The organism is Marmoricola sp. URHB0036 (assembly GCF_000426045.1).
Lineage (GTDB): Bacteria > Actinomycetota > Actinomycetes > Propionibacteriales > Nocardioidaceae > Marmoricola.
This window is the reverse complement of the sequence record NZ_AUEP01000004.1, coordinates 337,380-362,932: the sequence shown is the minus strand read 5'-3', so window position 1 is coordinate 362,932 and position 25,553 is coordinate 337,380. Positions and strand designations below refer to the sequence as shown.

The window sequence follows — 25,553 nt, the reverse complement described above, 5'->3', positions numbered from 1 at the left end:
GCGCCGTCTATCTTGGCCCCATGGCCGACCGCTCGCCGCTGGGACTGCTCGACACCGACTCTCTGGTGAACGAGGAGGATCGCGCCATCCAGCAGACCGTCCGCAAGTGGGTCGACGACCGGGTGCGCCCGCACATCGCCGAGTGGTACGAGAACGGCACGGCCCCCGTGCGCGACATCGCCCTCGAGCTCGGCGATATCGGTGCCCTCGGCATGCACCTCGAGGGCTACGGCTGCGCCGGCACGAGTACGACGGCCTACGGGCTGGCCTGCCTGGAGGTGGAGGCCGGTGACTCGGGCATCCGCTCGCTGATGTCGGTGCAGGGCAGCCTGGCCATGTTCGCGATCCACGCCCACGGCTCGGAGGAGCAGAAGGAGCAGTGGCTGCCGCAGATGGCGAAGGGGGAGAAGATCGGCTGCTTCGGCCTGACCGAGCCGGACTTCGGCTCCAACCCAGCCGGGATGCGCACCCGCGCCAAGCTCGACGGGTCCGACTGGGTGCTCGACGGATCGAAGATGTGGATCACCAACGGCTCGATCGCCGACGTCGCCGTCGTGTGGGCCCAGACCGACGAGGGCATCCGCGGTTTCGTCGTACCCACCGACACCGAGGGTTTCTCCGCCCCCGACATCAAGCAGAAGATGTCGATGCGGGCCTCGGTGACCAGCGAGCTGGTGCTGGACGGCGTCCGGCTCCCCGCCGACGCCATGCTGCCGAACGTCAAGGGCCTGCGCGGCCCGTTGAGCTGCCTGACCGAGGCACGGTTCGGCATCATCTTCGGCTCGATCGGAGCCGCGCGTGACTGCCTCGAGGCGACGCTGCGGTACGTCGGGGAGCGGGAGATCTTCGACAAGCCCCTCGGCGGATTCCAGCTCACCCAGGCCAAGCTGGCCGACATGACCGTCGAGCTGGGCAAGTCGATGCTGCTCGCGCTGCACCTCGGCCGGCTCAAGGACGACGGCCGGATCACCGCCGAGCAGGTCAGCTTCGGCAAGCTCAACAACATCCGCGAGGCTCTGGCCATCGCGCGCGAGTGCCGAACGATCATGGGCGCCGCCGGGATCACCCTGGAGTGGCCGATGATGCGGCACGCCAACAACCTCGAGTCGGTGCTCACCTACGAGGGCACCTCGGAGGTCCACCAGCTGGTGCTGGGCAAGGCCCTCACCGGCCAGGACGCCTTCCGCTGAGTCGAGGGTCACAGCGCCGCGTTGGCCAACAATGCGGGTGATTCGGGCCCGATGCCCTACTCTTGAGTCACAAGGATCGTCCAGTCTCACCTCGATCCTGATGCGTGTCGCAGCACTCGTGCTCCACGTCGCCCGAACACCAGACGGAACCAGCGTCTACGGCTGTGGTGGGACTTACACACAGTTAGCGAACCTTTCCCCTTGTCTTCCTTCCTCGAGCTCGGCGTCCCCGCCGACCTGTCCGACGTGCTTGCCTCGCAGGGCATCACCGACCCCACTCCCATCCAGGCAGCGACGCTGCCCGACTCCCTCGGCGGACGCGACGTCCTCGGCCGCGGCCGCACCGGCTCCGGCAAGACGCTCGCGTTCCTGCTGCCGCTGGTCGCCCGGCTGGACGCGTCCCGCTCCCGTCGTACGCCGAAGCGCCCGCGTGCGCTGATCCTCGCGCCGACCCGCGAGCTGGTCGCCCAGATCGACGCCGCGCTGGCGCCGCTGGCAGCCGTGCACGGGCTCCGCACCCGCACCGTCTTCGGCGGTGTCGGTCAGAACCCCCAGGTCACCGCCATCCGTCAGGGCGTCGACTTCGTGCTCGCCTGCCCCGGTCGCCTGGAGGACCTGATCAAGCAGGGTCACGTCGACCTCGGCCAGGTCGAGGTCACCGTCCTCGACGAGGCCGACCACATGGCCGACCTCGGCTTCCTGCCCGCCGTACGCCGCATCCTCGAGCAGACGCCTCGCGGTGGTCAGCGGATGCTGTTCTCCGCCACCCTCGACTCGGGTGTGAACGTGCTGGTCAAGCGCTTCCTCACCAACCCGGCCACCCACGAGGCCGACTCGGCCCAGTCGCCGATCTCGACGATGGACCACCACGTCCTGCACGTGCACCGCGACCACCGTGTCTCCGTGCTCGTCGACCTCACCAGCGCTCCCGGCCGCACGGTCGTGTTCACCCGCACCAAGCACGGCGCCAAGAACCTGGCCAAGCAGCTGAACTCGCGGGGCGTGCCCACCGTCGAGCTACACGGCAACCTCGCCCAGAACGCGCGCACCCGCAACATGGAGGCCTTCCACTCGGGCAAGGCCAGCACGCTGGTCGCGACCGACATCGCCGCGCGCGGCATCCACGTCGATGACGTGGCCCTGGTCGTGCACGCCGACCCGCCGGCCGAGCACAAGGCCTACCTGCACCGCTCGGGGCGCACAGCTCGAGCCGGTGCCGCCGGCACCGTGATCACGCTGATGACCGACCAGCAGGTCAAGGACGTCCGCGACCTCACGCGCGCGGCCAAGATCTCCCCGACCACCACCAAGATCTCCGGGCCGAGCCACCCGGTGCTCGCCCAGCTCGCCCCGGGCGAGCGCGTGCTCGTCGCCGGCGGGCTCAAGGACGACCGACCGGCCGAGGACCGCAACCAGTCACGTGGCGGTGGCGGCGGTGGCCGTCGTCGCAGCGGTGGTCGTGGCGGCCAGGGCTCCGGCCGGTCGCAGGGGGAGTCACGTTCGCGTCAGCAGGGTGGTCGCTCGCGTGGCGGCAACCGTGGCTCCGCCGCTGCCCCGAAGAGCGGCGGGCACAGTGCCGCGTCGTTCAGCAGCAACCGTCGCGGCCGCTGACCAGGCTCCTCAGTAGCTTCCGGTCATCCGCTTGCGGGCGGCCTCGTTCGAGGCGTCGTTGAGGGCTGCGTAGCCGAGCGACGCGAGGTGGACGAGATCCCCGAGCTGGTGCACGCGGTGGCGCGGGAACCCGTTGACGCGGAGGAACTCGCGGCCGGCGAAGACCAGCAACGTCGCGGCGGCGAGGATCAGGACGGCGAAGGCGATGAAGAAGGTCATGCCCCTACTGTCCGTCGACGCTTCCGCGCTCACGAGTGGCAGAAATGACCATCTCCGCAAAGATCGCGCCAACGTGTTCCCGGCGCTCTCCGGGGCCGTGGCAGGCTGGTGGCATGGAGGTCCTGACCCCGCGTGACGTGCCCCTCGGCGGGCTCCGCGCGATGACCGTGCGGCGTACTCTCCCCCAGCGGCAGCGCTCCCTGGTCGGCGCCTGGTGCTTCCTGGACCACTACGGCCCAGACGAGGTCGACGGGTCGGGCGGGATGGTGGTGCCGCCGCACCCGCACACCGGACTGCAGACGGTCAGCTGGCTGTTCACCGGCGAGATCGAGCACCGCGACTCCGCGGGCCACCACGCGTTCGTGCGGCCCGGCGAGCTCAACCTGATGACGGCCGGGCGCGGCATCAGCCACAGCGAGTACTCCACCCCCGGCACCACCACCCTGCACGGCGCCCAGCTGTGGCTGGCGCTGCCCGACGGCGACCGACAGGTCGACCCGTCGTTCGAGCACTTCGCACCCACCCCGGTCTCCGGCGAGGGCTGGGAGGCGCGGGTGTTCATTGGTTCGCTGCTCGGGTCGGAGTCGCCGGTCACGACGTACACCCCGCTGCTCGGCGCCGAGCTCACCCTCGCCTCCGGTACGACGCTGACGGTGCCGGTCGATGCGTCGTACGAGCTGGGCGTGCTGGTCGACACCGGCAGCGTGCGGGTCGAGGGCAAGCCGCTGGCCGCACACGAGCTGGGCTTCGTCGAACCTGGCTCCGACTCGATCGAGCTGAGCGCCGACGGGGACGTCCGCCTGCTCCTGCTCGGCGGCCCGCCGTTCGGGGAGAAGATCGTCATGTGGTGGAACTTCATCGGCCGCGAGCACGACGAGGTGGTCGGCTACCGCGCCCAGTGGGAGGCCCTGCTCGCCGACGACGACCACACCCGCTTCGGCCTCCCCGCCGACGACCCCCTCGAGCCCCTGCACGCACCCCCGCTGCCCAACGCGCGGATGGTCAAGCGCGGCCCGTGAGGGGCGACTCCTGAGACTGCCCCACCAGCGACCTGTCAGGCCCACGACCTAGGCTCACCCCGTGACACACGAACAGACCCGACCCCGCACCAGCCTGTCCGACCTCGCCGCTGAGGGCACGGTGCTCATCGACGGGGGCATGGGCACCCTGCTCCAGGACAGCGGCCTCGACGACGGCGGCTCCGGGGAGCTGTGGAACGTCGACCGTCCCGAGGTGGTCCGCGAGGCCCACCGGGCGTACGCCCAGGCCGGTGCTCGCATCATGACCACCAACACCTTCGGCGGCACCCGCCCCCGACTGGACATGCACGGTCTCGGCGACCGGGTGCACGAGCTCAACGAGGCCGGTGCGCGCCTGGCCCGGGAGGTCGCCGACCAGCACGGCGCCCTGGTCGCAGGCGACCTCGGCCCCACCGGTGAGCTGATGGCGCCGCTCGGCACCATGGACGCCGAGGCGGCCCAGGCGATCTTCGCCGAGCAGCTGGCCGGTCTCCGCGACGGCGGCATCGACCTGGTCCTGATCGAGACGATGAGCGACCTCGCCGAGGTGGAGGCGGCCGTCGCCGCGGCGCGGGAGGTCACTCCCGACCTGCCGATCGTGGCCACTCTGAGTTTCGACACCAACCTGCGCTCGATGATGGGCGTGCGCCCCGGCGACGCCGTGACGGCCTTGGCCGCGGCTGGCGTCGACGCTGTCGGCGCCAACTGTGGTCGCGGTCCGGGCGAGATGCGCCAGATCGCCGCCGAGCTCGTGGCGGCGCGTCCCGCGGGACTGCTGCTCGTCGCCCAGTCCAACGCCGGCCTGCCGCAGGTGGTCGGCGATCACTTCGAGTACGACGCGACGCCGGACGACATGGCCGGCCATGCCACCGAGCTGCGCGACCTCGGCATCGACCTGATCGGCGCCTGCTGCGGCTCCACCCCCGACCACCTGCGGGCGATGAGCAACGCCCTGTCATGACCGACGGCACCGTCGTCGGCGAGGACGGCGTCGCCCGCTGCCCCTGGGCGGGGGGACCCGGCACCATGCGCGACTACCACGACACCGAGTGGGGCGTGCCGGTGCGCGGTGAGGGGGGGCTGTTCGAGCGGATGTGCCTCGAGGGCTTCCAGGCTGGGTTGTCGTGGTCGACGATCCTCAACAAGCGCGAGCGGTTCCGTGAGGTGTTCCACGGCTTCGACGTCGACCGCGTCGCCACGATGACCGACGGCGACGTCGAGCGACTGCTGACCGACACCGGCATCGTCCGCAACCGGGCCAAGATCGAGGCGACGCGCAAGAACGCCGTCGCGACCATCGCTCTGCGCGACGACGGCGGGCTCGAGTCGTTCGTCGAGCAGTTCCGTCCCGCCCGCGACCCCGAGCCGCGCGTCCCCGCCGAGGTCCCGACCACGTCACCGGAGTCGGTGGCGCTGTCCAAGGCGCTGCGCAAGCGCGGGTTCGGCTTCGTCGGCCCGACCACCATGCATGCGCTGATGGAGGCGACCGGACTGGTCGACACCCACCTCGTCGGGTGTCACCGCCGCGGCATCGCGCGGTGAGGTTCCCGGGCTAGCGGGGGTCCTGCGCCTCGTCGCTCGCCGTCGGACCGGCGTGCCGACCCTCGACCTCGTTCCCGACCGGCTCACCCACGACGGCATCCACCGGAGCCCGGTGCGATCCCTCGTCGGCCGCGGCGGCCGCCGCGGCGTCACGCGCCTGGTTGTCCTCCGCACGAGCAGCGGCGCTGGCGGACGTCGTACGCAGCTCGACCGGGGGCATCAGCAGCAGCACCAGGAACGCGACCAGCATGATGGCGCCGCCGCACAGCAGCACCAGGCTCATCGAGTCCGAGAACCCGACCTGGAACGGGTGCGCCAGCACCTTGTCCATGCGGCCGATGATCGAGGAGTCGTTCTGGACCGAGGTGAACACCTCCCCGTGGCCGGGGTTCTGCAGTCCTGCGAGCACCTGGTCGTTGACCGTGGAGTGCGGGATCTGGCCGGCGCTGGCGGCCTGCTGGATCCCGGGAGCCGCGGACTTGAACGCGTTCTTGATGTTGTCGCCCAGCGTGCTGAACAGCAGGGAGAGGAACACCGCGACTCCGATGGTGCCGCCGAGCTGGCGGAAGAAGGTGGCCGAGCTGGTCGCGACACCGATCTCGCGCGGGGGTACGGCGTTCTGCACGATGATCGTGAGCGGCTGCATGCACTGACCGATGCCGAGACCGAGGAACAGCATCCCGCCCATCACGATGAGCAGGCTGGTGTCGGCGCTGACGAACGACAGCGCGATCATCGCGACGCCCGCGAGCAGCGAACCGAAGATCGGGAACATCCGGATCTTGCCGGTGCGGGCGGTGAACTGACCGACACCGATCCCGGCGGTCATCATGCCGACCACCATCGGCAGCATCATCAGGCCGGCCTTGGTCGGCGACGCGCCGTGCACGATCTGCATGTACTGCGGGAGCACCGTGATCGCCCCGAACATGGCGGCGCCGACGATCACGCTGGCGCCGATGACGACCGCCACCGTGCGCATCTTGAAGATGCGCAGCGGGATCAGGGCGTCGTCGCGCATCCGCCGCTCGGCCAGCAGGAAGCCGACCACGCCGAGGGCGCCGATCGCGTAGCAGGTCAGTGACCGGGGCGAGCCCCAGCCCCACAAGCGCCCCTGCTCAGCCACGGTCAGCAGCGGCACCAGGGCGACGACCAGGGCCATCGCACCCCACCAGTCGATGCGGGCCTCACGGCGTACGTGGTGCAGGTGCAGGTTCTTGGTCACCACGACGAGGGCGGCGATGCCGATCGGCACGTTGACCAGGAAGACCCAGCGCCAGCCGGTGATGCCGAGGATCTCGTCCTGGCCGGCGAACAGGCCACCCGCGACCGGGCCGAGGACGCTGGAGGTGGCGAAGACCGACATGAAGTAGCCGGTGTACTTGGCCCGCTGCCGCGGGGACACGATGTCGCCGATGATCGCGAGCACCAACGTGAACAGGCCGCCCGCGCCCAGTCCCTGCAGGGCTCGCAGGGCGGCCAGCTGGTACATCGACTGGGCGAACGAGCACGCCGCGGAGCCGATGATGAAGACCGTGATCGCGAAGAGGAACAGCTTCTTGCGGCCGTAGAGGTCGCCGAGCTTGCCGTAGATCGGGGTGGTGATGGTCGAGGTGATCAGGTAGGCGGTCGTCGCCCAGGCCTGGATGGAGAGTCCGTTGAGGTCGTCGGCGATGGTGCGGATCGCCGTACCCACGATGGACTGGTCGAGTGCTGCGAGGAACATGCCGAGGAGCAGGCCCGACAGGATGGTCAGGATCTGCGCGTGGGTGTACTCGCCGGTCTCTTCGCCGGGCGTGCTGCCTTGCTGGGGCGTGGTGATGGTGGCCACGAAGGAGGAGCCTCGAATCGCTGGTTGGAATTCGTGTGGGTGTCGCTGGGTCCCGACCGCGTCCGGCCGACCTGTCCACGGTAGTTGACGACAGCAAGCAGTGGCACATCGTTTGACGAGGATCACGTCGCTCGGGGTCGGGGGCGCGGATAGGTTGTCCGCCATGACGACGGCGCCCACGCGAGTCCACGCCTTCCGTGACGACGCCCTGGGCGACCACGACGCCGTCGGGCTCGTCGAGGAGATCCGGTCGGGTCGGATCTCGCGCCAGGAGGCCGTCGAGGCGGCCGTGGCCCGCACCGCCGAGGTCGACGAGGTGCTCAACGGCCTGGCTGCCGACCGGTTCGTGGCCGCGGTGGCCGACGCAGCCGAGCCGCACGACGGCTTCTTCGCGGGCATCCCCTCCTTCGTCAAGGACAACAGCGACGTCGCCGGACTGCCGACCCAGCAGGGCACCCATGCGTACGTCGCCGAGCCGGCCGTCGAGGACGGTGACTACGCCCGCATGTTCGGCCTGATCGGGTGCACCGTGCTCGGCAAGACCCGCCTCTCGGAGTACGGCTTCAGCCCGAGCGCCGAGTTCATGGACGACGTCCCGGTCCGGAACCCCTGGCACACCGGGCACACGTCGGGGGCCTCCTCCGCAGGATCGGCCGCGTTCGTCGCGGCCGGGGCAGTGCCGATGGCGCACGCGAACGACGGCGGCGGCTCCATCCGCATCCCGGCCGCCTGCAACGGTCTGGTCGGCTTCAAGGCGACTCGTGGCCGTATCCCCGGCGACAAGCTGAACCGCGAGATACCGGTGCAGATCGTCCACGACGGCGTGGTCACGCGGTCGGTGCGCGACACCGCAGCGTTCGTCCGCGAGTCCGAGCGCGTCTACCGCAACCTCAAGCTCCCGCCGGTCGGCGACGTGACGCACCCGGGCAAGCACCGGGTCCGCATCGCGCTGGTGACCAACTCGATCGGCGGCCGGATGACCGACGACGAGACCAGCCAGACGGTCGAGAAGACGGCGGCCCTCCTTGAGGAGCTGGGTCACGAGATCGAGCTCCTGGAGGCACCGGTCCCGGACTACTTCGAGCACGACTTCCTGCTCTACTGGGCGACCCTCGCGCTCGCGCTGAGCGCCGGCGGCAAGTTCCAGTTCAACCGCACCTACGACCGCACCAGGAACGACAACCTGACCAAGGGCCTGGCCCGGCACGCGGCCAGAAACGCCTGGCGGCTGCCGATGGCGATCGCCCGGCTCAAGCGCTCGCACCGGATCAGCAAGCAGTTCTTCGCCAACCACGACGTGGTGCTCACCCCGACGCTGTCGCTGACCACGCCCGAGCTCGGCTGGCTCAACCCGTCGCAGTCCTACGAGACGGTGATGGGCCGGATCCTGGAGTGGGTCTCGTTCACGCCCCTGCAGAACGCGACCGGCGATCCCGCCATCTCGCTGCCGATGGGCACCACTGCCACGGGACTGCCGATCGGCGTACAGCTGGCAGCGGCGCAGGGCTACGACCGCCGGCTCCTCGAGATCGCCTACGAGCTCGAGGAAGCGCAGCCGTTCGCGCGGATCCAGGACTGAAGTGACCCGGCGGCCCTCACGCCGGGCACTGCTGCTCGGTGGGCTCGGCCTGGGTGCGGGTGGGCTGGCCCTCGTCGCCGCCGGGGTCGAGGACGGCGAGATCCCCGGGCGTCCCTGGATCCAGGAGACGTTCGGCCTCAACGGCGAGCCGGGCCGGGTCCCCGACGTACCTCCCGGGCGTGTGGTGGACGGGGCCTTCGTCTCCAAGGCACGCGGGGGAGTGCGCACCGGCTTCTCGATCGCCTACCCGCCCGGCGGCACGACTGCGCTTCCGGTGCTGGTCGTGCTGCACGGGCTCGGCAACGACCACCGCACGGCCATGAGCCCGCACCTCGGCCTCGACCGCTTCCTGGCGGCGGGTGTCCGCGACGGGATGGCGCCGTTCGCGATCGCCTCCGTCGACGGCGGTACGACGTACTGGCACCGGCGGCCGGACGGCGAGGACGCCGGGGCGATGGTGCTCGCGGAGTTCGTGCCGCTGCTGGGCCGGCGCGGGCTCGAGGTGAGCAGGATCGGACTGCTGGGCTGGTCCATGGGTGGGTACGCCGCCCTGCGACTCGGCGCCCAGCTGGGACCCGACGCCTGTGCCTGCGTGGCCGCCGAGAGCCCGGCCCTGTGGACCGACGGCGACGACGCCTCGGCCTCGGGCTTCCGCGACGCCGAGGAGTACGACGCGTACACCGTCTTCGGTCACCAGCAGGAGCTCACCGGCATCCCGGTCCGCATCGACTGCGGCACCGGCGACCCGTTCTACCGCGCCACCCAGGCGTACGTCGACGGCTTCCCGCCGGCCCACCGACCCGCCGCCCACCACCAACCCGGCGCGCACAACCAGGCCTACTGGCGCCGGATGGCCCCCGCCCAGCTCCGCTTCGTCGCCCGCCACCTCACCACCTGACCCGCCGGCTGCGTCATGCGAATTGGTGCCTAGAGCGCTCGATTCGTATGACCTCCCGCCGGGCTCACGCGGAGCGGAACCGGTCCCCGTCGAGCAGTGGGACCGAGGTGCTGGCGTCGAGCTCGGCGGCGATCACGACGTCGTCCCGGAAGCCGGCAGCCGTGAGCTCCTGGCCGCTCGGGCTCGCCAGCAGCCGGTCGAGCAGGTGTGGCCGGGCCTCACGGAAAGCCGCCCGGGCGGCCCGCGCGTCACCGTCGAGTACGACGTCCCGGGGCATCGCCTCGATCCGCTGGTCGATCGCGACGCTGAGCGCGGTGGAGAAGCTGAGCACGTCCACGACGACGGCACAGTCGCTCCCGGGCGCACCGGTCGCTCCCCAGTGGAGCGCGACGTGGGTCACGGCTGCCTCGGAGTCACCAGCAACGCCTGCGCCGATCGCGCGACGAGACCACGTTCGTCGTACACCTCCGAGGCGGCGAGCCCGACCGAGCCGCCGCCCAGGGTGGTCTCGGCCTTCAGGCAGACCCACTCTCCCTCCGGAGGCCGTACGACGTGCACGGTGAGCTCGGTGTTCAGGAAGTTCCAGTCAGCCGGGTCGAGAGCGGCCGAGGCACCCGAGGCCGAGTCGACACACGACAGCAACCGCTGGAGCGGAGTCAGCTCCTCACCGGGGAGCAGCGGCACCAGCGGGCGCATCCACACGACGGCCGGCCCGGGACGGGTGACGGCGCCCTCCACCCACCTCCACTCGACCGCGTCGAGATAGCCGCGGTGCCACGACGGTGGCGGGTCCTCGTGGTGGCCGTCGTCAGGCCCGTGCTCCAGCGGTACGACGGACGAGGCGGGTCCCTCGAGCACCGGGAACGCCCATCCCTGCGCCCGGGCGAGCACCCGACCCGACTCGTCGCTCAGCTCGGCCTGGCGCAGGGAGACGGTCCGTCCCGGCCGCAGCACCGACGACGTCACTGCCAGAGGAGCCACCGGCACCGGACCGAGCAGGTCCAGCGTGACGCGCCCGACCACCCGCGGCGTGCCCTCGTCGATCTCCTCGAGAGCCCGGCCGAGCAGCGCCGCGGGTGGTCCACCGTGCTGGGCCTGTGCGCTCCACGGGCCGGCGGTCGCGGGTGTGGAGGCGAACCGATCTGCTCCGAGGGACTCGTAGAAGGAGGTCACCGTCCGATGATGTCGGCCCGGTCACAAAGAGGGTCAACCACCCCCGCCGACCGATTTCAGGTATCGGTCCGCCCCTGTGTATTCTGCTCGCTGGCCCACGGAGCACGATCTGGGTCGTGCCCCTTTAGCTCAGTCGGCAGAGCGTCTCCATGGTAAGGAGAAGGTCTACGGTTCGATTCCGTAAAGGGGCTCTGGAAACTCTCCCGATCGCCAGCCGGAATGGATGGACGGTGGGGTGCGTTCCAAGGCGGGGTAGCTCAGGTGGTTAGAGCACACGGCTCATAATCGTGGTGTCGCGGGTTCGAGTCCCGCCCCCGCTACTCGCACGAGCAACACCCTCACAGCCAGGAAGAGGCACGAACGTGGCCAGCAAGAGCTCCGATGTCCGCCCCAAGATCACCTTGGCGTGCGTGGACTGCAAGGAACGCAACTACATCACCAAGAAGAACCGCCGCAACGACCCCGACCGGATGGAGCTGAAGAAGTTCTGCCCGCGTTGCCGCAAGCACACCGACCACCGCGAGACCCGCTGACGCGGTCGTCCAGCGACGCAGCGGCTCCCGGCACCGCCGGGGGCCGCTGCTGCTTTCTCCGCTAGTTTCGTGCCGTGCCCGAACCGCCCCCTGCGACCACGCTCGCCGAGCTGACCACGCTGCGCCTGGGCGGGCCGGCCACCGAGCTGGTGGAGGCCCACGACGAGACCGAGCTGGTCGAGGCCGTTCGCTCCGCCGATGAGCAGGGTCTGCCCGTCCTCGTGGTCGGCGGTGGCAGCAACCTGGTCGTCGCCGACAACGGTTTCGAGGGCCGGGTCGTCGTCGTACGCCACGGCGGGCTGAGCAGCGAGGGCGACGCCTGCGGTGGCGCGTTCGTCGAGGTCGGCGCCGGTGAGAACTGGGACGACGTCGTCGCCACCGCCGTCGACCGGGGCTGGGTCGGCATCGAGGCCCTGTCCGGCATCCCGGGCACGACCGGCGCCACCCCGATCCAGAACGTCGGCGCCTACGGCCAGGAGGTCAGCCAGACGCTGGCGCGGGTACGCACGTGGGACCGACTGTTCAAGGGAGTCCGCACCTTCGCGGCCGCCGACTGCGGGTTCGGCTACCGCACCAGCCGGTTCAAGAAGGATCCTGGCCGCCACGTGGTGCTCGACGTCACCTTCCAGCTCACCCTGGGCGACCTCGGCGCGCCGGTGGAGTACGCCGAGCTGGCCCGCTTGCTCGACATCCAGATCGGCCAGCGTGCCCCCGCGAGGGAGGTGCGCGAGGCCGTGCTCGAGCTGCGCCGCAGCAAGGGCATGGTGCTCGACGCGGACGACCACGACACCTGGAGCACCGGCTCGTTCTTCACCAACCCGGTCGTGCCGGCGGAGGCGGTGCCCGAAGGGGCTCCCACGTGGCCCCAGCCCGACGGTCTGGTCAAGACGAGCGCGGCCTGGCTGATCGAACGGGCCGGGTTCGCCAAGGGCTACGGCAACGATCGCGTGCGCCTGTCCTCCAAGCACACCCTCGCCCTGACCAACCGTGGTGGCGCGACCACGGCCGACCTCCTCGCCCTGGCGCGCGAGCTCCGCGACGGAGTCGAGCAGCATTTCGGCATCGTGCTGGTCAACGAGCCGGTGCTGGTCGACTGCGCGCTCTGACGAATGATCCGGCCGGTGCTCGACCGATGCACTAACTTCTGTGCGTGACTCGGATGTCATCTCGAGGGGCGGGTGCCGATCGGTGAGCACGCAGTACAACGAGCTGTCGGGCCGCAGCGTCGAGCGTCTCAGGGCCTTGACCGACGGTGTCTTCGCGATCGCCATGACCCTGCTCGTCCTCGATCTCCGGCTGCCCGAGAGCCGGGCGAACGATGATCACGAGCTCTGGTCTCAGCTGATCGGGTTGGGCCCGTAGTTCGCGGCGTTCCTGTTGAGCTTCACCATGCTGGGCACCTTCTGGCTGGCCGAGCACACATTCCTGGACCGCTGCACCAGGTCGGACCGGACGCTCGCCTGGATCTGCGTGCTCTATCTGTTCTTCGTCTCGACGCTCCCGTTCTCGGCCTCGACGTTGGCCGAGCACGTGGACCTGGCCGTTGCCGTGGGGCTCTACTGGGCGAACCTGGCCGGGTTGGGGGCCACCCTCGCCTGGCAGCTGTGGCACGTGCAGCGGGCCGGGATGGTGGACGACCGCGAGTCGATCACCCTGGTCCGTCGTCGCCTCGTGCTGGCCCAGGGCATGTACGCCGCAGCGGCCCTCGTCTCCCTGGCCAGTCCACAGTGGAGCATCGTGGCGCTGGGCGCGGCCCAGCTGTTCTTCGTGGTCTCGCCGCGGTTGCCGTTCCGGGCCTGACGGCTCAGCCGGCTAGATGCTGCTCCCGGTCGAGGTGTTGTCCGTGATGGCGAGCAGGATGGCGAGGATCACCAGGCCGAGCAGGACCAGGGCGAGCAGCACCGTGCCGATGATGCCCATGACCATGCCGGCCTTCGCCGTACCCTCACCACCCAGCTGCCCCCGTGAGGCCCGGATCTCCGTCAGGGCGTTGCGGCCGAGCGCCCACGCGAACGGCGCGGCGAGGAAGCCGATGCCGCAGGCCAGGAAGCCGAAGACCAGACCGGCGATCCCGAGCACCATCGACAGGGTCGCCTGGGGGTGGTTGGAGCGGGCGGGGGAGAAGGCGCCGTACGGCCCGAACCCGGGGTGCGGCGGTCCGGCATTCGGTGGCGGCGGGTAGCCGTACGGCGGCGGAGGCCCGTAGGTCGGCTGGCCCTGGTAGGGCTGCCCGTAGGTCTGCTGCGCGTAGGGCGGGTACGGCTGCTGGCCGTAGGGGGCCTGCTGGTAGGGAGCTTGCTCGTAGGGCGCTGTCGTGGGGTTGAACACCGCGCCGCCCTGCGCTGCGGACGGATCGGGGTCGCCCTGCTGGGTCTGCTGGCGTGCCTGCTCGGCAGCCTGGCGCTCCCAGTAGCCGACCGGCTGGGTGAGCTCGGTCCCGTCGTCGAGGTCGGCCCCGTCCGGCTGCTGGGCGTCGGGTTGCTGCCCCGCCGGCTGCTGCGGGTCTTCGCCCGGATAGGTGCTCATGGCGCCATTCTCCCCAACCACTCGTCGATCTCGCCCAGCCAGCGCTGCTTGTCCGTCTCCGGAGCCCGGGACGCCTGGAAGGACGAGCGTGCCAGATCGGCCAGCTGGGTGTCGGTGAGGTCGTGGGCGGCGCGCATCGTGGCGTACTGGCCGGCCAGCTGGGAACCGAACAGCAGCGGGTCGTCGGCCCCCAGCGCGATGGTCGCCCCGGCGGCCATCAGGTCCGGGAGCGGCACCGAGCTGAGGTCGGTGTAGACGCCGAGCGCGACGTTGGAGACCGGGCACACCTCGAGCGCGATCCCGCGCGAGACGATCAGGTCGAGCAGGTCAGGGTCCTCGGCGGCCCGGACGCCGTGTCCCAGCCGCTGGGCGTGCAGGTCCTCGACACAGACCCGGATCGACTCGGGCCCGAGCAGCTCGCCGCCGTGCGGGTCGAGCAGCAGCCCGGCCCGCTCGGCGATCCGGAAGGCCGGGGCGAAGTCACGGGTCGATCCGCGCCTCTCGTCGTTGGAGAGCCCGAACCCCACCACTCCGCGGTCGGCGTACTGCGCCGCCAGCCGGGCCAGCGTCCGTGCATCCATGGGGTGCCGGGTGCGGTTGGCGGCGATGACCACCGCCATCCCGATGCCGACGTCGCGCGACGCCTCGCGGACGGCGTCGAGGACGAGGTCGGTGAACGCCGTGATGCCACCGAACTTGGCGGCGTACCCGCTCGGGTCGACCTGGATCTCGAGCCACCGGCCGCCGTCGCGACGGTCGTCCTCGGCCGCCTCGTGCACCAGGCGGCGTACGTCGTCCTCGGTGCGGAGCACCGACCGGGCCACGTCGTAGAGCCGCTGGAACCGGAACCAGCCCTTCTCGTCGGCAGCCGAGAGGGTCGGCGGCCAGTCCTCGACCAGCGCGTCCGGCAGGTGGTGCCCGTCGCGCTCGGCCAGCTCGAGCAGGGTCGCGTGCCGCATGGAGCCGGTGAAGTGGAGGTGCAGATGCGCCTTGGGGAGCTCTGCGAGCGAGCGAACCGCGGACTCTCGGGCCTCGCCCTCGTCACGGTTGCGGTCCACAGGGACGCTCACTGCCGTTGTCAGCCAGCCAACTTCTCGGCGGCAGCCAGCAGCACGCAGGTCACGACTGCCTCCATCGCCGCCGTGACCTCCGGCAGCTCGGGGAAGGTCGGTGCGAGCCGGATGTTGCGGTCGCGCGGGTCGTCGCCGTTCGGGAAGGACGAGCCGGCCGGGGTGAGTGCGATGCCGGCGTCCTTGGCGAGCTGTACGACGCGCCCGGCGGTGCCGTCGAGCACGTCGAGGCTGACGAAGTAGCCGCCGGTCGGGTGGGTCCACTCGGCGATCCCGAGCCCACCGAGCCGCTCGATGAGGATGCGCTCCACCTCGGCGAACTTCGGCGCGATGATCTCGCGGTGCCGGGTCATGTGGTCGCGCACGCCCTGCGGCGTACCGAAGAACTCCAGGTGCCGCAGCTGGTTGAGCTTGTCGGGACCGATGGCCCCCTTGCTCAGGTGGCCGATGTACCACTGCACCGTCTCCGCCGAACCACCGATGAAGGCCACCCCGGCACCGGCGTAGGTGATCTTGGAGGTCGAGGCGAACATGATCGGCCGGTGCGGGTGGCCCGCGGCCGCCGCCAGGGTGAGCACGTCCGCGCTCTTGGCCTCGTCCTCGGTCAGGTGGTGGAAGGCGTAGGCGTTGTCCCAGAAGATCTTGAAGTCGGGCGCCGCCGTCTCCATCGAGGTGAGCCGGGCCGCCACCTCCTGGGAGACGACCGAGCCGCTGGGGTTGGCGTACGTCGGGACGATCCAGATGCCCTTGATGCTCGGGTCGGAGCCGGCCAGCCGGGCGACGGCCTCGGGGTCCGGGCCGTCGTCGTTCATCGGGACCGTGACCATCTCGATCCCGAACCAGCTCAGCAGCGTGAAGTGACGGTCGTAGCCGGGGACCGGGCAGATGAAGGTGACCTTCTCCTCCTGGCCCCAGGGGCGCTCGCTGTCCACACCACCCTTCAGCCACAGGTCGGTGAGCACCTCGCGCATCATCACCAGGCTGGAGTTGCCGCCGGCGACGACCTGCTCGGGCTCAACCCACAACAGCTCGGCGAACATCGCTCGCAGGTCACGGATGCCCTCGAGCCCGCCGTAGTTGCGGACGTCCACGCCGGCGGCGTCCTTGACGCTGGTGGGCAGCCGCAGCAGCTCGTCGGAGAGGTCGAGCTGGGCCGTCGACGGCTTGCCCCGCGTGAGGTCGAGCTTGTGGCCGCGCTCCTTGAGGGTCTCGTAGGCGCCCTGCTGCTCGGTCAGGAACGCCTCGATCTCCTCGGGGGAGCGGTCGGCCAGGGTGCGGGTCTGCTGGGTCTGCTCGGTCACGGTTCCATGTTCGCAGAGGCTGGTCGGGGGCGATCAGCGGTGTCCGACTCGCCGGTTCGACTTTGCCGGGAGCCTCCCCGTAGACTCACCGTTTGGTGATTCCGGCCATTGTTTTGGCGTGCCCGGAATGCACCGTAGGGCACTAGCTCAACTGGCAGAGCATCGGTCTCCAAAACCGAAGGTTGGGGGTTCAAGTCCCTCGTGCCCTGCGAGAGTCGCCAGGTGCGACAGCACCGCAGTCAGCAGACAACCGGAAGTGGGTAACAGCGTGTCGGACAGGTCACCGGTCCGCTCGGGCAAGGGCCGCGAGCGCACCAGCCCGGTCACGTTCTACCGCCAGATCGTCGCCGAGCTGCGCAAGGTGGTGTGGCCGACGCAGCAGCAGCTGGTCACCTACCTGATCGTGGTGCTGGTCTTCGTGACCGCGATGATCGCCTACGTGTCACTGCTCGACCTCGGCTTCGGCAAGGCCGTGTTCGCACTCTTCGGCGGCAAGTAGCACCCGGTGCCCGGGACGGGCACGACCAGGACCTTTTGAGCAAGACGAGATGACGGAGTAATCGTGTCTGAGCAGTACGACGAGCAGCCGGTCGACCAGGCGGGGGAACAGCCCGCCGAGGAGTCGACCGACTCGACCGACTCGATCGAGTCGACCGAAGAGGTCCTCACCGACCCCGAGACCGGCGAGACCGTGGCCGCGCCGCTCTCCGCGGAGTCCGTGGAGCTCTCCGAGGACCTCGACGACCTGACCGACCCGGCCGACGAGCCAGCCGAGCCTGAGACCGAGGAGCCGGTCGCCGAGGTTGCCCCTACCGAGGAGTCGACGGACGAGGCCCCGGCTGACGAGGCTCCGGCTGACGGGACTCCGGCTGACGGGACCCCGGTCGACGAGCCCGCCGATGAGCCTGCGGATGAACCTGCCGAGACGCCTGCGGCCGACCCCATGGAGGAGTTCCGGACCGCCCTGCGCGAGAAGGAGGGCGACTGGTTCGTCGTGCACACCTACTCCGGCATGGAGAACAGGGTGAAGGCCAACCTCGAGAACCGCATCACCTCGCTGAACATGGAGCACTTCATCCACGAGGTGATCGTGCCGACCGAAGAGGTCGCCGAGATCAAGAACGGCCAGCGCAAGCTGGTCAAGCGCACCGTCCTCCCCGGCTACGTGCTGGTGCGGATGGACCTGACCGACGAGTCGTGGTCCGCCGTACGCCACACGCCGTCGGTGACCGGCTTCGTCGGGCACAGCCACCAGCCGGTGCCGCTGAGCCTCGAGGAGGTCGAGAACATGCTCGCCCCCGCCGTCCAGGCGCAGGTCGAGGCCGCCGCGACGCCCGAGTCCGAGGGTGGGGCCCCCGCCAAGGCAGCCTCGCGCCAGCAGGTCGCGGTCGCAGACTTCGACGTCTCCGACTCGGTCATGGTGGTCGACGGCCCGTTCGCCACGCTGCACGCGACGATCACCGAGATCAACGCCGAGGCGCAGAGGGTCAAGGCCCTCGTCGAGATCTTCGGCCGGGAGACCCCGGTCGAGCTGAGCTTCACCCAGATCCAGAAGGTTTGAGGCCCAGGATCCGAGCTTGCGAGGATCCGAAAGGCCGAAAAGGTTGAGGAGCGACACGCACACTCGAGCGAAGCGAGAGAGTGCGGGGGAGCGTCTCGAAACCCGGTGAGACGGAATACGACGCCGCATCGGGGCAGTTCAAGAGCACATGTGGCAGGGGCACCAGCCCCGTCATGACCACGAGAGAGAGAAAAAGGAATGCCTCCCAAGAAGAAGATCGCTGCGCTGGTCAAGGTGCAGCTCCAGGCCGGTGCCGCGACGCCGGCACCGCCCGTCGGTACCGCCCTCGGTCCCCACGGCGTCAACATCATGGACTTCTGCAAGGCCTACAACGCCCAGACCGAAGCCATGCGCGGCAACGTCATCCCCGTCGAGATCACCATCTACGAGGACCGGTCGTTCACGTTCATCACCAAGACCCCTCCGGCCGCCGAGCTGATCAAGAAGGCTGCCGGCGTCGCCAAGGGTTCCGGGGTCCCGCAGAAGGACAAGGTCGGCAAGCTGACCAAGGACCAGGTGCGCGAGATCGCCACCACCAAGCTGCCCGACCTGAACGCCAACGACCTCGAGGCCGCGATGAAGATCGTCGAGGGCACTGCCCGCTCGATGGGCATCACGACCGACTGAACAACGTCACTGTGGCAGAGCCGCGCTGGCTCACATCGACCACAACTTTTCGAAGGAACAGAGGAAAAGACATGCAGCGCAGCAAGACCTACCGCGCGACCGCGGAGACGTTCGACCAGGACGAGCTCCACGCCCCGCTGGCCGCCATCAAGATCGCCAAGGGCGGCGCCAAGAAGAAGTTCGACGAGACCGTCGACGTGGCCATGCGCCTCGGGGTCGACCCCCGCAAGGCCGACCAGATGGTGCGTGGCACCGTCAACCTGCCCCACGGCACCGGCAAGACCGCTCGCGTCCTGGTGTTCGCCAACGGCGACAAGGCCGAGGCCGCCCGTGAGGCCGGCGCCGACATCGTCGGTGGCGACGAGCTGATCGAGAAGGTCAACGGCGGCTGGATCGACTTCGACGCCGTCGTCGCGACCCCCGACATGATGGGCAAGGTCGGCCGACTCGGCCGCGTCCTCGGTCCCCGTGGCCTGATGCCGAACCCCAAGACGGGCACGGTGACCCCTGACGTCGCCAAGGCCGTCTCGGACATCAAGGGCGGCAAGATCGAGTTCCGCGTCGACCGGCACGCCAACCTGCACTTCATCATCGGCAAGGCGTCCTTCTCCGAGCTCCAGCTCGCCGAGAACTACGCCGCCGCCCTCGACGAGGTGCTGCGGCTGAAGCCGGCCAGCTCCAAGGGTCGCTACATCAAGAAGATCACCGTCTCCACGACCATGGGCCCCGGTGTCCAGGTCGACCCCAACCGCACGCGCAACGTCGCGGCCGAGGACGACGCCTGATCCTGGCCAGTCCAGAGACTGACCCGATGGGGCCCGGCGCCGAGAGGCGTCGGGCCCCTTCGCGTCCCGGCCTCGCGGAAGGCTCTCCAGGAAGTCGGGCATTTCGGCGGGTTTCCCCGTCTCCTGTCCGGGTAGACCGCACTCGTGAACTATGCGGCAGACGGCGGCGGTGGCGGTGGCAGCGGCTCGGTCAGCATCGACATCGGGATGCTCACCGCGGCCCGCAAGTCGCTGACCACGCTCGCGCACGCGATCGACCTGCAGCGGTCACGGGCGACGCAGGGGACCCCGGTGGCACTCCCGTCGCTCCAGGACGGAGCCCGCGCGGCCCAGGCCGCCTCCTGGTTGACCGAGCAGGGACCCAAGCTGCAGACGCTGATCGACCTCGCGACCCTGCTCGACACCAAGGGGACAGGCTCCGCCAGCTACACCGGCTCCGGGTCGTTCAGCGACGCCGAGGACCGGCTCGGCCACGAGCTCGGCAAGCAGCTCAACGACCTCGACATCGACGACGCCGACGATCGCGCGCGCTACCAGAAGCTGGCCGACATGATGGCCACCTACAAGGACAACCGGTGGGTCACCAGCGCCACCCTGGACGAGCTGGGCACCGACGGTGCCCGCGAGCTGATCGAGAAGCTGGCCGCCATGACCGGCGACCCGCCCACCACCAACTACTGGCAGAACATCGGCCCGCCGGACTCACCCGGCGACGAGCTGCAGGCCCTGGCCCATCTCCAGTCGAGCGTCGCGTCCGGCCTGACCGGCATGCTGGGCAGCGCCACCAGCAACGACTGGGTCGACTCCGAGGACTGGGGCAAGGGCATCGCCCAGGACTGGGTGGTCGCCTCGATCCTGCTGCGCTCGGCCGACAAGAACAACACCGTCCTCGGCCCGAAGTTCACCCAGACCGTCGGTCACGAGCTGATGGACTGGGAGGCCGGCGACCCGATGCGCCACCAGGGGCTGACCGGGCTCGCGGCCACCTTCGGGGGCGAGACCCTCAACGACGACAACGGCGACGCCCTGCGCCAGCTGATCAAGGCCGGCGACAACAGCCCCGACTCGGCGCAGGCGATCATGCTCGACCACGAGCTGGCGTCGTACCTCATGCACGACCGGCTGACCTCCGACCACCTCGCCTCCTCGATGGACGACCTGGTCCGGATCGCGACCGTCGACTCGGCCATGGACCCGACCAAGCCGCGCGCGCAGAACGCCGCGGACATCTCCTCCTGGACGCTCCAGTACGCCGCCGACAACGATCTCGACGACAACTACGACGAGGAGCTCGGTGGCATCGTCGGCACCTACATCGCCGATGCCTACCAGTCGGTCGACGGGACCTATCCGATCCACCCCCCGGTGCCCCCCTTCCACGCCACGATGAGCAAGGACGACCTCACCGCCGTCCTCGACCACATCGGGGGCAACGACACCGCAGCCAGGATCATCGGCGACCACGCCACCCGGCTGAACCAGTACCTGATGAACAACGGCGCCCAGCTCTCCCTGGACGGTCGCGCGGGTGGCCATCCCGAGTTCAACCCGGACACGCCGGGCGACCCCCTGGTCGACCAGATCGGCTCGTCGTCGGCCTTCCGTGGCTTCCTCGAGGACGAGCTGGCCCACGGCATGGTCAAGGACGGCGCCGACGAGGCCGAGGCCCGCCGGAAGACGGCCGAGCTGTTCACCCTGCCGGTCGACTTCGTCCCGATGGACAAGCTCGGCCCGGCGGCTCCCCTCGGGGACTACCTGCTCGGAGACATCAAGGACCGCGTCATCGACGGCTACGTCGGCGAGCCCGAGCAGGCCGCCGCGGCGGAGGGCAACGACAACTACGAGGCGGCCCGCCACTCCACCCAGATCCAGGCGATGTACGCCGTGCTCAATGCCGAGAGCGACACCCAGCCGTCCTCAATGCCCAACGAGCTGCAAGCGGGACCGGACGGCTCCACCGTGTTCAGCACCTCGCTCCACGACGACTGGCCTCGCGAGAACGGCCACCTCAAGGCACCGGGGGACCTCACCGACGGGGAGGTCAGGACACTGATCTCCGAACACCAGCACGAACCCGGCATCAACGCCGTGGCATCCAATACGGTGAAGAACACGTGGGACAACTACCAGCACGACAAGGAGAACCAGGGCGGATGAGACCGGTCGTCGTGCTCGCCGCGCTGGCTGCCGTCGTCGGGGCGTCCGGGTGCGGGGGCGACGACTACCCCAGCTACTCGGGAAGCAAGGCGTGCGGGGTGCCGGCCGCCACGGTCACCGACGTGGTGGGCACCGACCAGTACAAGACCGTCACCAAGGGCGAGGCCCTGCCTCCCACCGGTGTCCGCTCCTACACCTGCTCGGTGAACCTCGCTGACCGCAAGAACGCGCTGACCGTGTCGGCCAAGCTCGCGTCGTCCAACGACATCGACAACCGCAAGCGGCAGATCGCGGCTTCCGACGAGAAGTTCCCGGTCGCGGGCGGCCAGGCCGGGATCGACGTGAGTGGCCAGGACTTCACGGCACTGTGGGTCTGCGACACTAAGGACCCCAACGGGACCGTCACCGCCTCGGTGAGCGCCGGCGACACCCAGGCCAGCGCCCAGCAGCGCCGGGCCCTGGTCACCACCGTGGCCGAAGAGGCGGGCACGGCCTGCGGCTGACCGGAGCGTACGACGATTTGGCCGACACCCGGCCAGCCCGTATCGTTGCCCGTCGAAGCCAAAGACCGCCGGTCGATCACATGTGATCCGAAGGTCCGCACGAGCGGGCGACCTGCGCAGGTGACACCGAGTGAGACGCCCTGCGTCATACGCCCTGTGCACCTGCACAGGGCGTTTTTGCTGTGCGGCCCGACCTGGTCCGAGGCTCGGGCGACACACAGCCGTGTGCCGTCCAACCAGGTTGGAAGGAGACCCATGGCGCGGCCAGACAAGGCAGCAGCCGTCGCGGAGATCGTCGACTCGTTCAACGAATCCACGGGCGCTGTGCTGACCGAGTACCGCGGTCTCACCGTGAAGCAGCTGCAGGACCTGCGGCGAGCCCTCGGCGAGAACGCCAACTACGCCGTGGTCAAGAACACGCTGACCAAGATCGCTGCCAAGGAGGCGGGCGTCGACGGGTTCGACGACCTGCTCACCGGCCCGACCGCCATCGCCTTCATCAACGGCGACCTGGTCGAGGTAGCGAAGGGCCTGCGTGACTTTGCCAAGGCGAATCCCGCCCTCGTCATCAAGGGTGGCTTTGTCGACGGTGCCTCGATGGACGCCAAGGAGATCGCCAAGCTGGCCGATCTCGAGTCCCGCGAGGTTCTCCTGGGCAAGCTGGCGGGCGCCATGCTCGCTTCGCTCAGCCAGGCCGTCTACCTGCTCAACGCCCCCATCTCGCAGGCTGCCCGGCTCGCCGGCGCCCTGCAGGCCAAGGCGGAGCAGGACCCCACCATCCTCAAGGGCGGAGCCGGTGAGCCGGCGGCCGAGGTGACGGAGGCCCCCGAGGCCGCCGCTGCCGAGGAAGCCCCTGCCGAGGAGACCGCGGACGAGGCGCCCGTCGCCGAGACCGCCACCGACGACGCAGCCGCGTCGGAGGAGTCCAGCGAGGCCCCCGAAAACAGCTCTGAGAGCACCGAGGCCTGACATCCGTCGCGTCCCGCACGGGACGAGGCACCAACTGAAAGGAACGCCACCATGGCGAAGCTCAGCACCGACGAGCTGCTCGACGCTTTCAAGGAGATGACCCTCCTGGAGCTCAGCGAGTTCGTGAAGCAGTTCGAGGAGACCTTCGGCGTGACCGCGGCCGCTCCGGTCGCCGTTGCCGCTGCCCCTGCGGCCGGCGGCGCCGGCGCGGGTGCCGAAGAGGCCGCCGAGCAGGACGAGTTCGACGTCGTCCTCGAGGCCGCTGGCGAGAAGAAGATCAACGTCATCAAGGAGGTCCGCGCCCTGACGAGCCTCGGCCTGAAGGAGGCCAAGGACCTCGTCGAGTCGGCCCCCAAGGCTGTCCTCGAGAAGGTCAACAAGGAGGCGGCGGAGAAGGCGAAGGAGTCCCTCGAGGGCGCCGGCGCCACCGTCACCCTGAAGTGACCTCGCAGGCCCTCACGGCCTGCTGAGAACCGGCCGACGGCCGCTTCGGACCCCCGGGTCCGGGGCGGCCGTCGTCGGTTTCCGGACCGCTTCCGGTGGGTTGCGGCCGATTTTATGAGACGACGGACACCAAGGGTGACGAGCAGGACAATGTGTGCGTAACTTAGCGGTCGGCTACTCGTTGGTACGTGTGGGTGGGGAGATCCGTGCGTACGTCGCTGTCCAGGCCCGAGACCGACGGAACTGAGTGAGAGGGAGGCCCCGATGGGTGTCGAGATCGAGATCAAGGACTTGACCAAGAGTTTCGGCAAGCAACTGATCTGGGGCGACGTCACCCTCACCATCCCGGCCGGCGAGATCTGCGTCATGCTCGGCCCTTCCGGAACCGGCAAGTCCGTCCTCCTCAAGACCATCATCGGCCTGCTCAAGCCGGACAAGGGCAGCGTCGTGATCGAGGGCATCGACATCGCGACGTGTCCCGAGAAGGAGCTCTACGAGATCCGCAAGCTGTTCGGGGTGCTGTTCCAGGACGGCGCGATGTTCGGCTCGATGAACCTCTACGACAACATCGCCTTCCCTCTCCGCGAGCACACCAAGAAGAGCGAGTCGGAGATCCGCGAGATCGTCATGGAGAAGCTCGACCTCACCGGTCTGATCGGCACCGAGGACAAGCTCCCGGGCGAGATCTCCGGCGGCATGCGCAAGCGGGCCGGTCTGGCCCGCGCCCTGGTCCTCGACCCCGAGATCGTGCTCTTCGACGAGCCTGACTCCGGTCTCGACCCGGTCCGCACCTCGTTCCTCAACCAGCTGATCGTCGACCTGAACGCCCAGATCGACGCCACCTTCCTGATCGTCACCCACGACATCAACACGGCGCGCACCGTGCCCGACAACATCGGCCTGCTCTACCACAAGCACCTGGCGATGTTCGGCCCGCGCGAGATGCTGCTCTCCTCCGAGGAGCCTGTCGTGCGGCAGTTCCTCAACGCCCAGATGGTTGGCCCGATCGGCATGTCCGAGGAGAAGGACGCCGACGAGCTGGAGTCCGAGAAGGACATGGAGCTGCCTCCGCTGCCGCCGATCCCGCCCCAGATCGAGCCCAGCAGCGGTGTGCCGCGCCGCAGCCAGCGCGAACCCGGTGTCTGGTGCAAGGAGAACGGCATCACGCCACCTCCGGGCTCCTTCGAGGAGAACATGACCATGACCACCGGGTCGTGACTCGCTGATGGCTTCAGCTGTTGCCAACCGCGTACTGGCTCCAGTCGGTACTGCGGGGAAGCTCTTCGCCTTCGGGCTGGACGTCGGGCGCAACCTGTTCAAGCGCCCGTTCCAGACTCGTGAGTTCATCCAGCAGGCGTGGTTCATCGCGTCGGTGACGATCATTCCGACTGCTCTCGTCGCCATCCCGTTCGGCGCGGTCATCGCGCTCCAGGTCGGCAGCCTGATCAAGCAGTTCGGCGCGCAGTCCTTCACGGGGTCGGCGTCCGTGCTCGCCGTGGTGCAGCAGGCCGCCCCCATCGGTACGGCGCTGCTGATCGCCGGCGCGGGCGGCTCCGCGATCGCCGCCGACCTCGGCGCCCGCAAGATCCGCGAAGAGCTCGACGCCATGATGGTGCTGGGCATCGACCCGATCCAGCGCCTCGTCGTACCCCGCGTGCTCGGCTGCATGATGGTCGCGGTCTTCCTCAACGGCATGGTCACCGTCGTCGGTGTCGCCGGTGGCTACGTGTTCAACGTGATCCTCCAGGACGGGACACCAGGCGCCTACATCGCCAGCTTCACCGCGCTCGCGCAGCTGCCCGACCTGTGGATCGGCATGATCAAGGCCCTGATCTTCGGGATGCTCGCCGCCATCGTCGCGGCCTACAAGGGCATGTCGGCCGGCGGCGGCCCGAAGGGCGTCGGTGACGCCGTGAACGAGTCCGTCGTCATCACCTTCGTGCTGCTGTTCATCGTCAACTTCACCCTGAGTGCGATCTATCTCCAGATCGTTCCTCCGAAGACGGGTTGACGCC

General features: G+C 69.5%; 26 protein-coding genes, 3 tRNA genes and 1 pseudogene. 23 read left to right on the top strand and 7 right to left on the bottom strand.

Annotation, left to right across the window (positions count from 1 at the left end; translation table 11 throughout):
* Nucleotides 1–20: 20 nt before the first annotated feature.
* Together H976_RS0104440 and H976_RS0104435 are read left to right on the top strand one after the other, a co-directional pair.
* Entirely contained in the window at nucleotides 21–1,190 is a 1,170-nt protein-coding gene (locus H976_RS0104440) for an acyl-CoA dehydrogenase family protein (protein ID WP_027860567.1), read from the top strand.
* 201 nt (nucleotides 1,191–1,391) lie between these two features.
* A complete protein-coding gene (locus H976_RS0104435; protein ID WP_027860566.1) occupies nucleotides 1,392–2,801 on the top strand; it encodes a DEAD/DEAH box helicase in 1,410 nt (469 codons plus the stop codon).
* Nucleotides 2,802–2,810: 9 nt separating this feature from the next.
* Here the strand turns inward: H976_RS0104435 and H976_RS0104430 are convergent, their stop codons facing one another.
* On the bottom strand, nucleotides 2,811–3,020 hold the full coding sequence (locus tag H976_RS0104430; RefSeq protein WP_027860565.1) for a hypothetical protein: 210 nt from the start codon (nucleotides 3,018–3,020) through the stop codon (nucleotides 2,811–2,813).
* Nucleotides 3,021–3,133: 113 nt separating this feature from the next.
* On the opposite strand from H976_RS0104430, the gene H976_RS24465 reads away from it, so the two are divergent.
* From H976_RS24465 to H976_RS0104415, 3 genes are all read left to right on the top strand, one after another.
* The gene (locus tag H976_RS24465) at nucleotides 3,134–4,039 is read left to right on the top strand and encodes a pirin family protein (protein WP_036224522.1); all 906 of its coding nucleotides are present in this window, start codon (nucleotides 3,134–3,136) and stop codon (nucleotides 4,037–4,039) included.
* 61 nt (nucleotides 4,040–4,100) lie between these two features.
* Complete coding sequence (locus H976_RS0104420; protein WP_036224519.1) at nucleotides 4,101–5,000, top strand: homocysteine S-methyltransferase family protein; 900 nt, start codon at nucleotides 4,101–4,103, stop codon at nucleotides 4,998–5,000.
* Nucleotides 4,997–5,581, top strand: coding sequence for a DNA-3-methyladenine glycosylase I (locus tag H976_RS0104415; RefSeq protein ID WP_027860563.1), 585 nt, complete (start codon nucleotides 4,997–4,999; stop codon nucleotides 5,579–5,581). The genes H976_RS0104420 and H976_RS0104415 overlap by 4 nt, the downstream gene beginning before the upstream one ends.
* Nucleotides 5,582–5,591: 10 nt before the next feature.
* On the opposite strand, the gene H976_RS24460 is transcribed toward H976_RS0104415, so the two are convergent.
* Complete coding sequence (locus tag H976_RS24460; protein ID WP_231388788.1) at nucleotides 5,592–7,412, bottom strand: MDR family MFS transporter; 1,821 nt, start codon at nucleotides 7,410–7,412, stop codon at nucleotides 5,592–5,594.
* 163 nt (nucleotides 7,413–7,575) lie between these two features.
* On the opposite strand from H976_RS24460, the gene H976_RS0104405 reads away from it, so the two are divergent.
* Both H976_RS0104405 and H976_RS0104400 read left to right on the top strand, forming a co-directional pair.
* Entirely contained in the window at nucleotides 7,576–8,991 is a 1,416-nt protein-coding gene (locus H976_RS0104405; RefSeq protein WP_036224516.1) for an amidase, read from the top strand.
* Between the two features lies 1 nt (nucleotide 8,992).
* The gene (locus H976_RS0104400) at nucleotides 8,993–9,889 is read left to right on the top strand and encodes an alpha/beta hydrolase family protein (protein ID WP_027860561.1); all 897 of its coding nucleotides are present in this window, start codon (nucleotides 8,993–8,995) and stop codon (nucleotides 9,887–9,889) included.
* A 64-nt stretch (nucleotides 9,890–9,953) separates the two neighbouring features.
* Here the strand turns inward: H976_RS0104400 and H976_RS0104395 are convergent, their stop codons facing one another.
* Together H976_RS0104395 and H976_RS0104390 are read right to left on the bottom strand one after the other, a co-directional pair.
* A complete protein-coding gene (locus H976_RS0104395; protein ID WP_027860560.1) occupies nucleotides 9,954–10,289 on the bottom strand; it encodes a hypothetical protein in 336 nt (111 codons plus the stop codon).
* Nucleotides 10,286–11,062, bottom strand: coding sequence for a thioesterase family protein (locus H976_RS0104390; RefSeq protein ID WP_027860559.1), 777 nt, complete (start codon nucleotides 11,060–11,062; stop codon nucleotides 10,286–10,288). Before H976_RS0104390 ends, H976_RS0104395 begins: the two co-directional genes overlap by 4 nt.
* 118 nt (nucleotides 11,063–11,180) lie before the next feature.
* Here H976_RS0104390 and H976_RS0104385 point away from each other — a divergent pair.
* The 5 genes and pseudogenes from H976_RS0104385 to H976_RS28490 all read left to right on the top strand — a co-directional run bounded on the left by H976_RS0104385 (nucleotide 11,181) and on the right by H976_RS28490 (nucleotide 13,395).
* Nucleotides 11,181–11,253 (top strand) — tRNA-Thr (locus H976_RS0104385).
* Nucleotides 11,254–11,308: 55 nt separating this feature from the next.
* A tRNA-Met gene (locus H976_RS0104380) sits at nucleotides 11,309–11,382 on the top strand.
* A 42-nt stretch (nucleotides 11,383–11,424) separates the two neighbouring features.
* Nucleotides 11,425–11,595, top strand: a complete 171-nt coding sequence (gene rpmG, locus H976_RS0104375) for a 50S ribosomal protein L33 (protein WP_027860558.1) — start codon at nucleotides 11,425–11,427, stop codon at nucleotides 11,593–11,595.
* A 74-nt stretch (nucleotides 11,596–11,669) separates the two neighbouring features.
* Nucleotides 11,670–12,701, top strand: a complete 1,032-nt coding sequence (locus tag H976_RS0104370; protein WP_027860557.1) for a UDP-N-acetylmuramate dehydrogenase — start codon at nucleotides 11,670–11,672, stop codon at nucleotides 12,699–12,701.
* Between the two features lie 40 nt (nucleotides 12,702–12,741).
* Nucleotides 12,742–13,395, top strand: a pseudogene (locus H976_RS28490) (TMEM175 family protein).
* Between the two features lie 12 nt (nucleotides 13,396–13,407).
* Here H976_RS28490 and H976_RS30565 read toward each other — a convergent pair.
* The 3 genes from H976_RS30565 to H976_RS0104345 are packed head-to-tail and all read right to left on the bottom strand — an operon-like array spanning nucleotide 13,408 to nucleotide 16,492.
* Nucleotides 13,408–14,121 (bottom strand): DUF4190 domain-containing protein, encoded by a 714-nt coding sequence (locus tag H976_RS30565; RefSeq protein WP_231388787.1) that lies wholly within the window; start codon nucleotides 14,119–14,121, stop codon nucleotides 13,408–13,410.
* Nucleotides 14,118–15,191: an adenosine deaminase gene (locus H976_RS0104350; protein ID WP_231388786.1), complete on the bottom strand. Its 1,074-nt coding sequence runs from the start codon at nucleotides 15,189–15,191 to the stop codon at nucleotides 14,118–14,120. The genes H976_RS30565 and H976_RS0104350 overlap by 4 nt, the downstream gene beginning before the upstream one ends.
* Nucleotides 15,192–15,199: 8 nt before the next feature.
* Nucleotides 15,200–16,492: an aminotransferase class I/II-fold pyridoxal phosphate-dependent enzyme gene (locus tag H976_RS0104345; RefSeq protein WP_027860553.1), complete on the bottom strand. Its 1,293-nt coding sequence runs from the start codon at nucleotides 16,490–16,492 to the stop codon at nucleotides 15,200–15,202.
* Between the two features lie 136 nt (nucleotides 16,493–16,628).
* Here H976_RS0104345 and H976_RS0104340 point away from each other — a divergent pair.
* From H976_RS0104340 to H976_RS0104290, 11 genes are all read left to right on the top strand, one after another.
* Nucleotides 16,629–16,701: transfer RNA gene (locus H976_RS0104340), tRNA-Trp, on the top strand.
* Nucleotides 16,702–16,760: 59 nt separating this feature from the next.
* Nucleotides 16,761–16,991 carry a preprotein translocase subunit SecE gene (gene secE / locus H976_RS0104335; RefSeq protein ID WP_036224513.1) on the top strand — a complete coding sequence of 77 codons (231 nt, stop codon included), beginning with the start codon at nucleotides 16,761–16,763 and terminating at the stop codon, nucleotides 16,989–16,991.
* 63 nt (nucleotides 16,992–17,054) lie between these two features.
* Nucleotides 17,055–18,053, top strand: coding sequence for a transcription termination/antitermination protein NusG (gene nusG / locus H976_RS0104330; protein WP_081682651.1), 999 nt, complete (start codon nucleotides 17,055–17,057; stop codon nucleotides 18,051–18,053).
* A gap of 198 nt (nucleotides 18,054–18,251) precedes the next feature.
* On the top strand, nucleotides 18,252–18,680 hold the full coding sequence (gene rplK / locus H976_RS0104325) for a 50S ribosomal protein L11 (RefSeq protein WP_027860550.1): 429 nt from the start codon (nucleotides 18,252–18,254) through the stop codon (nucleotides 18,678–18,680).
* Nucleotides 18,681–18,751: 71 nt separating this feature from the next.
* Nucleotides 18,752–19,465 (top strand): 50S ribosomal protein L1, encoded by a 714-nt coding sequence (gene rplA, locus H976_RS0104320; RefSeq protein WP_027860549.1) that lies wholly within the window; start codon nucleotides 18,752–18,754, stop codon nucleotides 19,463–19,465.
* Nucleotides 19,466–19,609: 144 nt separating this feature from the next.
* Nucleotides 19,610–21,622 (top strand): hypothetical protein, encoded by a 2,013-nt coding sequence (locus tag H976_RS0104315; RefSeq protein ID WP_027860548.1) that lies wholly within the window; start codon nucleotides 19,610–19,612, stop codon nucleotides 21,620–21,622.
* A complete protein-coding gene (locus H976_RS0104310) occupies nucleotides 21,619–22,125 on the top strand; it encodes a hypothetical protein (RefSeq protein WP_027860547.1) in 507 nt (168 codons plus the stop codon). The genes H976_RS0104315 and H976_RS0104310 overlap by 4 nt, the downstream gene beginning before the upstream one ends.
* 255 nt (nucleotides 22,126–22,380) lie before the next feature.
* Nucleotides 22,381–23,094 carry a 50S ribosomal protein L10 gene (rplJ, locus tag H976_RS0104305; protein WP_027860546.1) on the top strand — a complete coding sequence of 238 codons (714 nt, stop codon included), beginning with the start codon at nucleotides 22,381–22,383 and terminating at the stop codon, nucleotides 23,092–23,094.
* Nucleotides 23,095–23,145: 51 nt separating this feature from the next.
* Nucleotides 23,146–23,538 carry a 50S ribosomal protein L7/L12 gene (gene rplL / locus H976_RS0104300; protein ID WP_027860545.1) on the top strand — a complete coding sequence of 131 codons (393 nt, stop codon included), beginning with the start codon at nucleotides 23,146–23,148 and terminating at the stop codon, nucleotides 23,536–23,538.
* Between the two features lie 264 nt (nucleotides 23,539–23,802).
* A complete protein-coding gene (locus tag H976_RS0104295; RefSeq protein ID WP_027860544.1) occupies nucleotides 23,803–24,756 on the top strand; it encodes an ABC transporter ATP-binding protein in 954 nt (317 codons plus the stop codon).
* Nucleotides 24,757–24,763: 7 nt separating this feature from the next.
* Nucleotides 24,764–25,549, top strand: a complete 786-nt coding sequence (locus tag H976_RS0104290) for an ABC transporter permease (protein WP_027860543.1) — start codon at nucleotides 24,764–24,766, stop codon at nucleotides 25,547–25,549.
* Nucleotides 25,550–25,553: the final 4 nt, after the last annotated feature.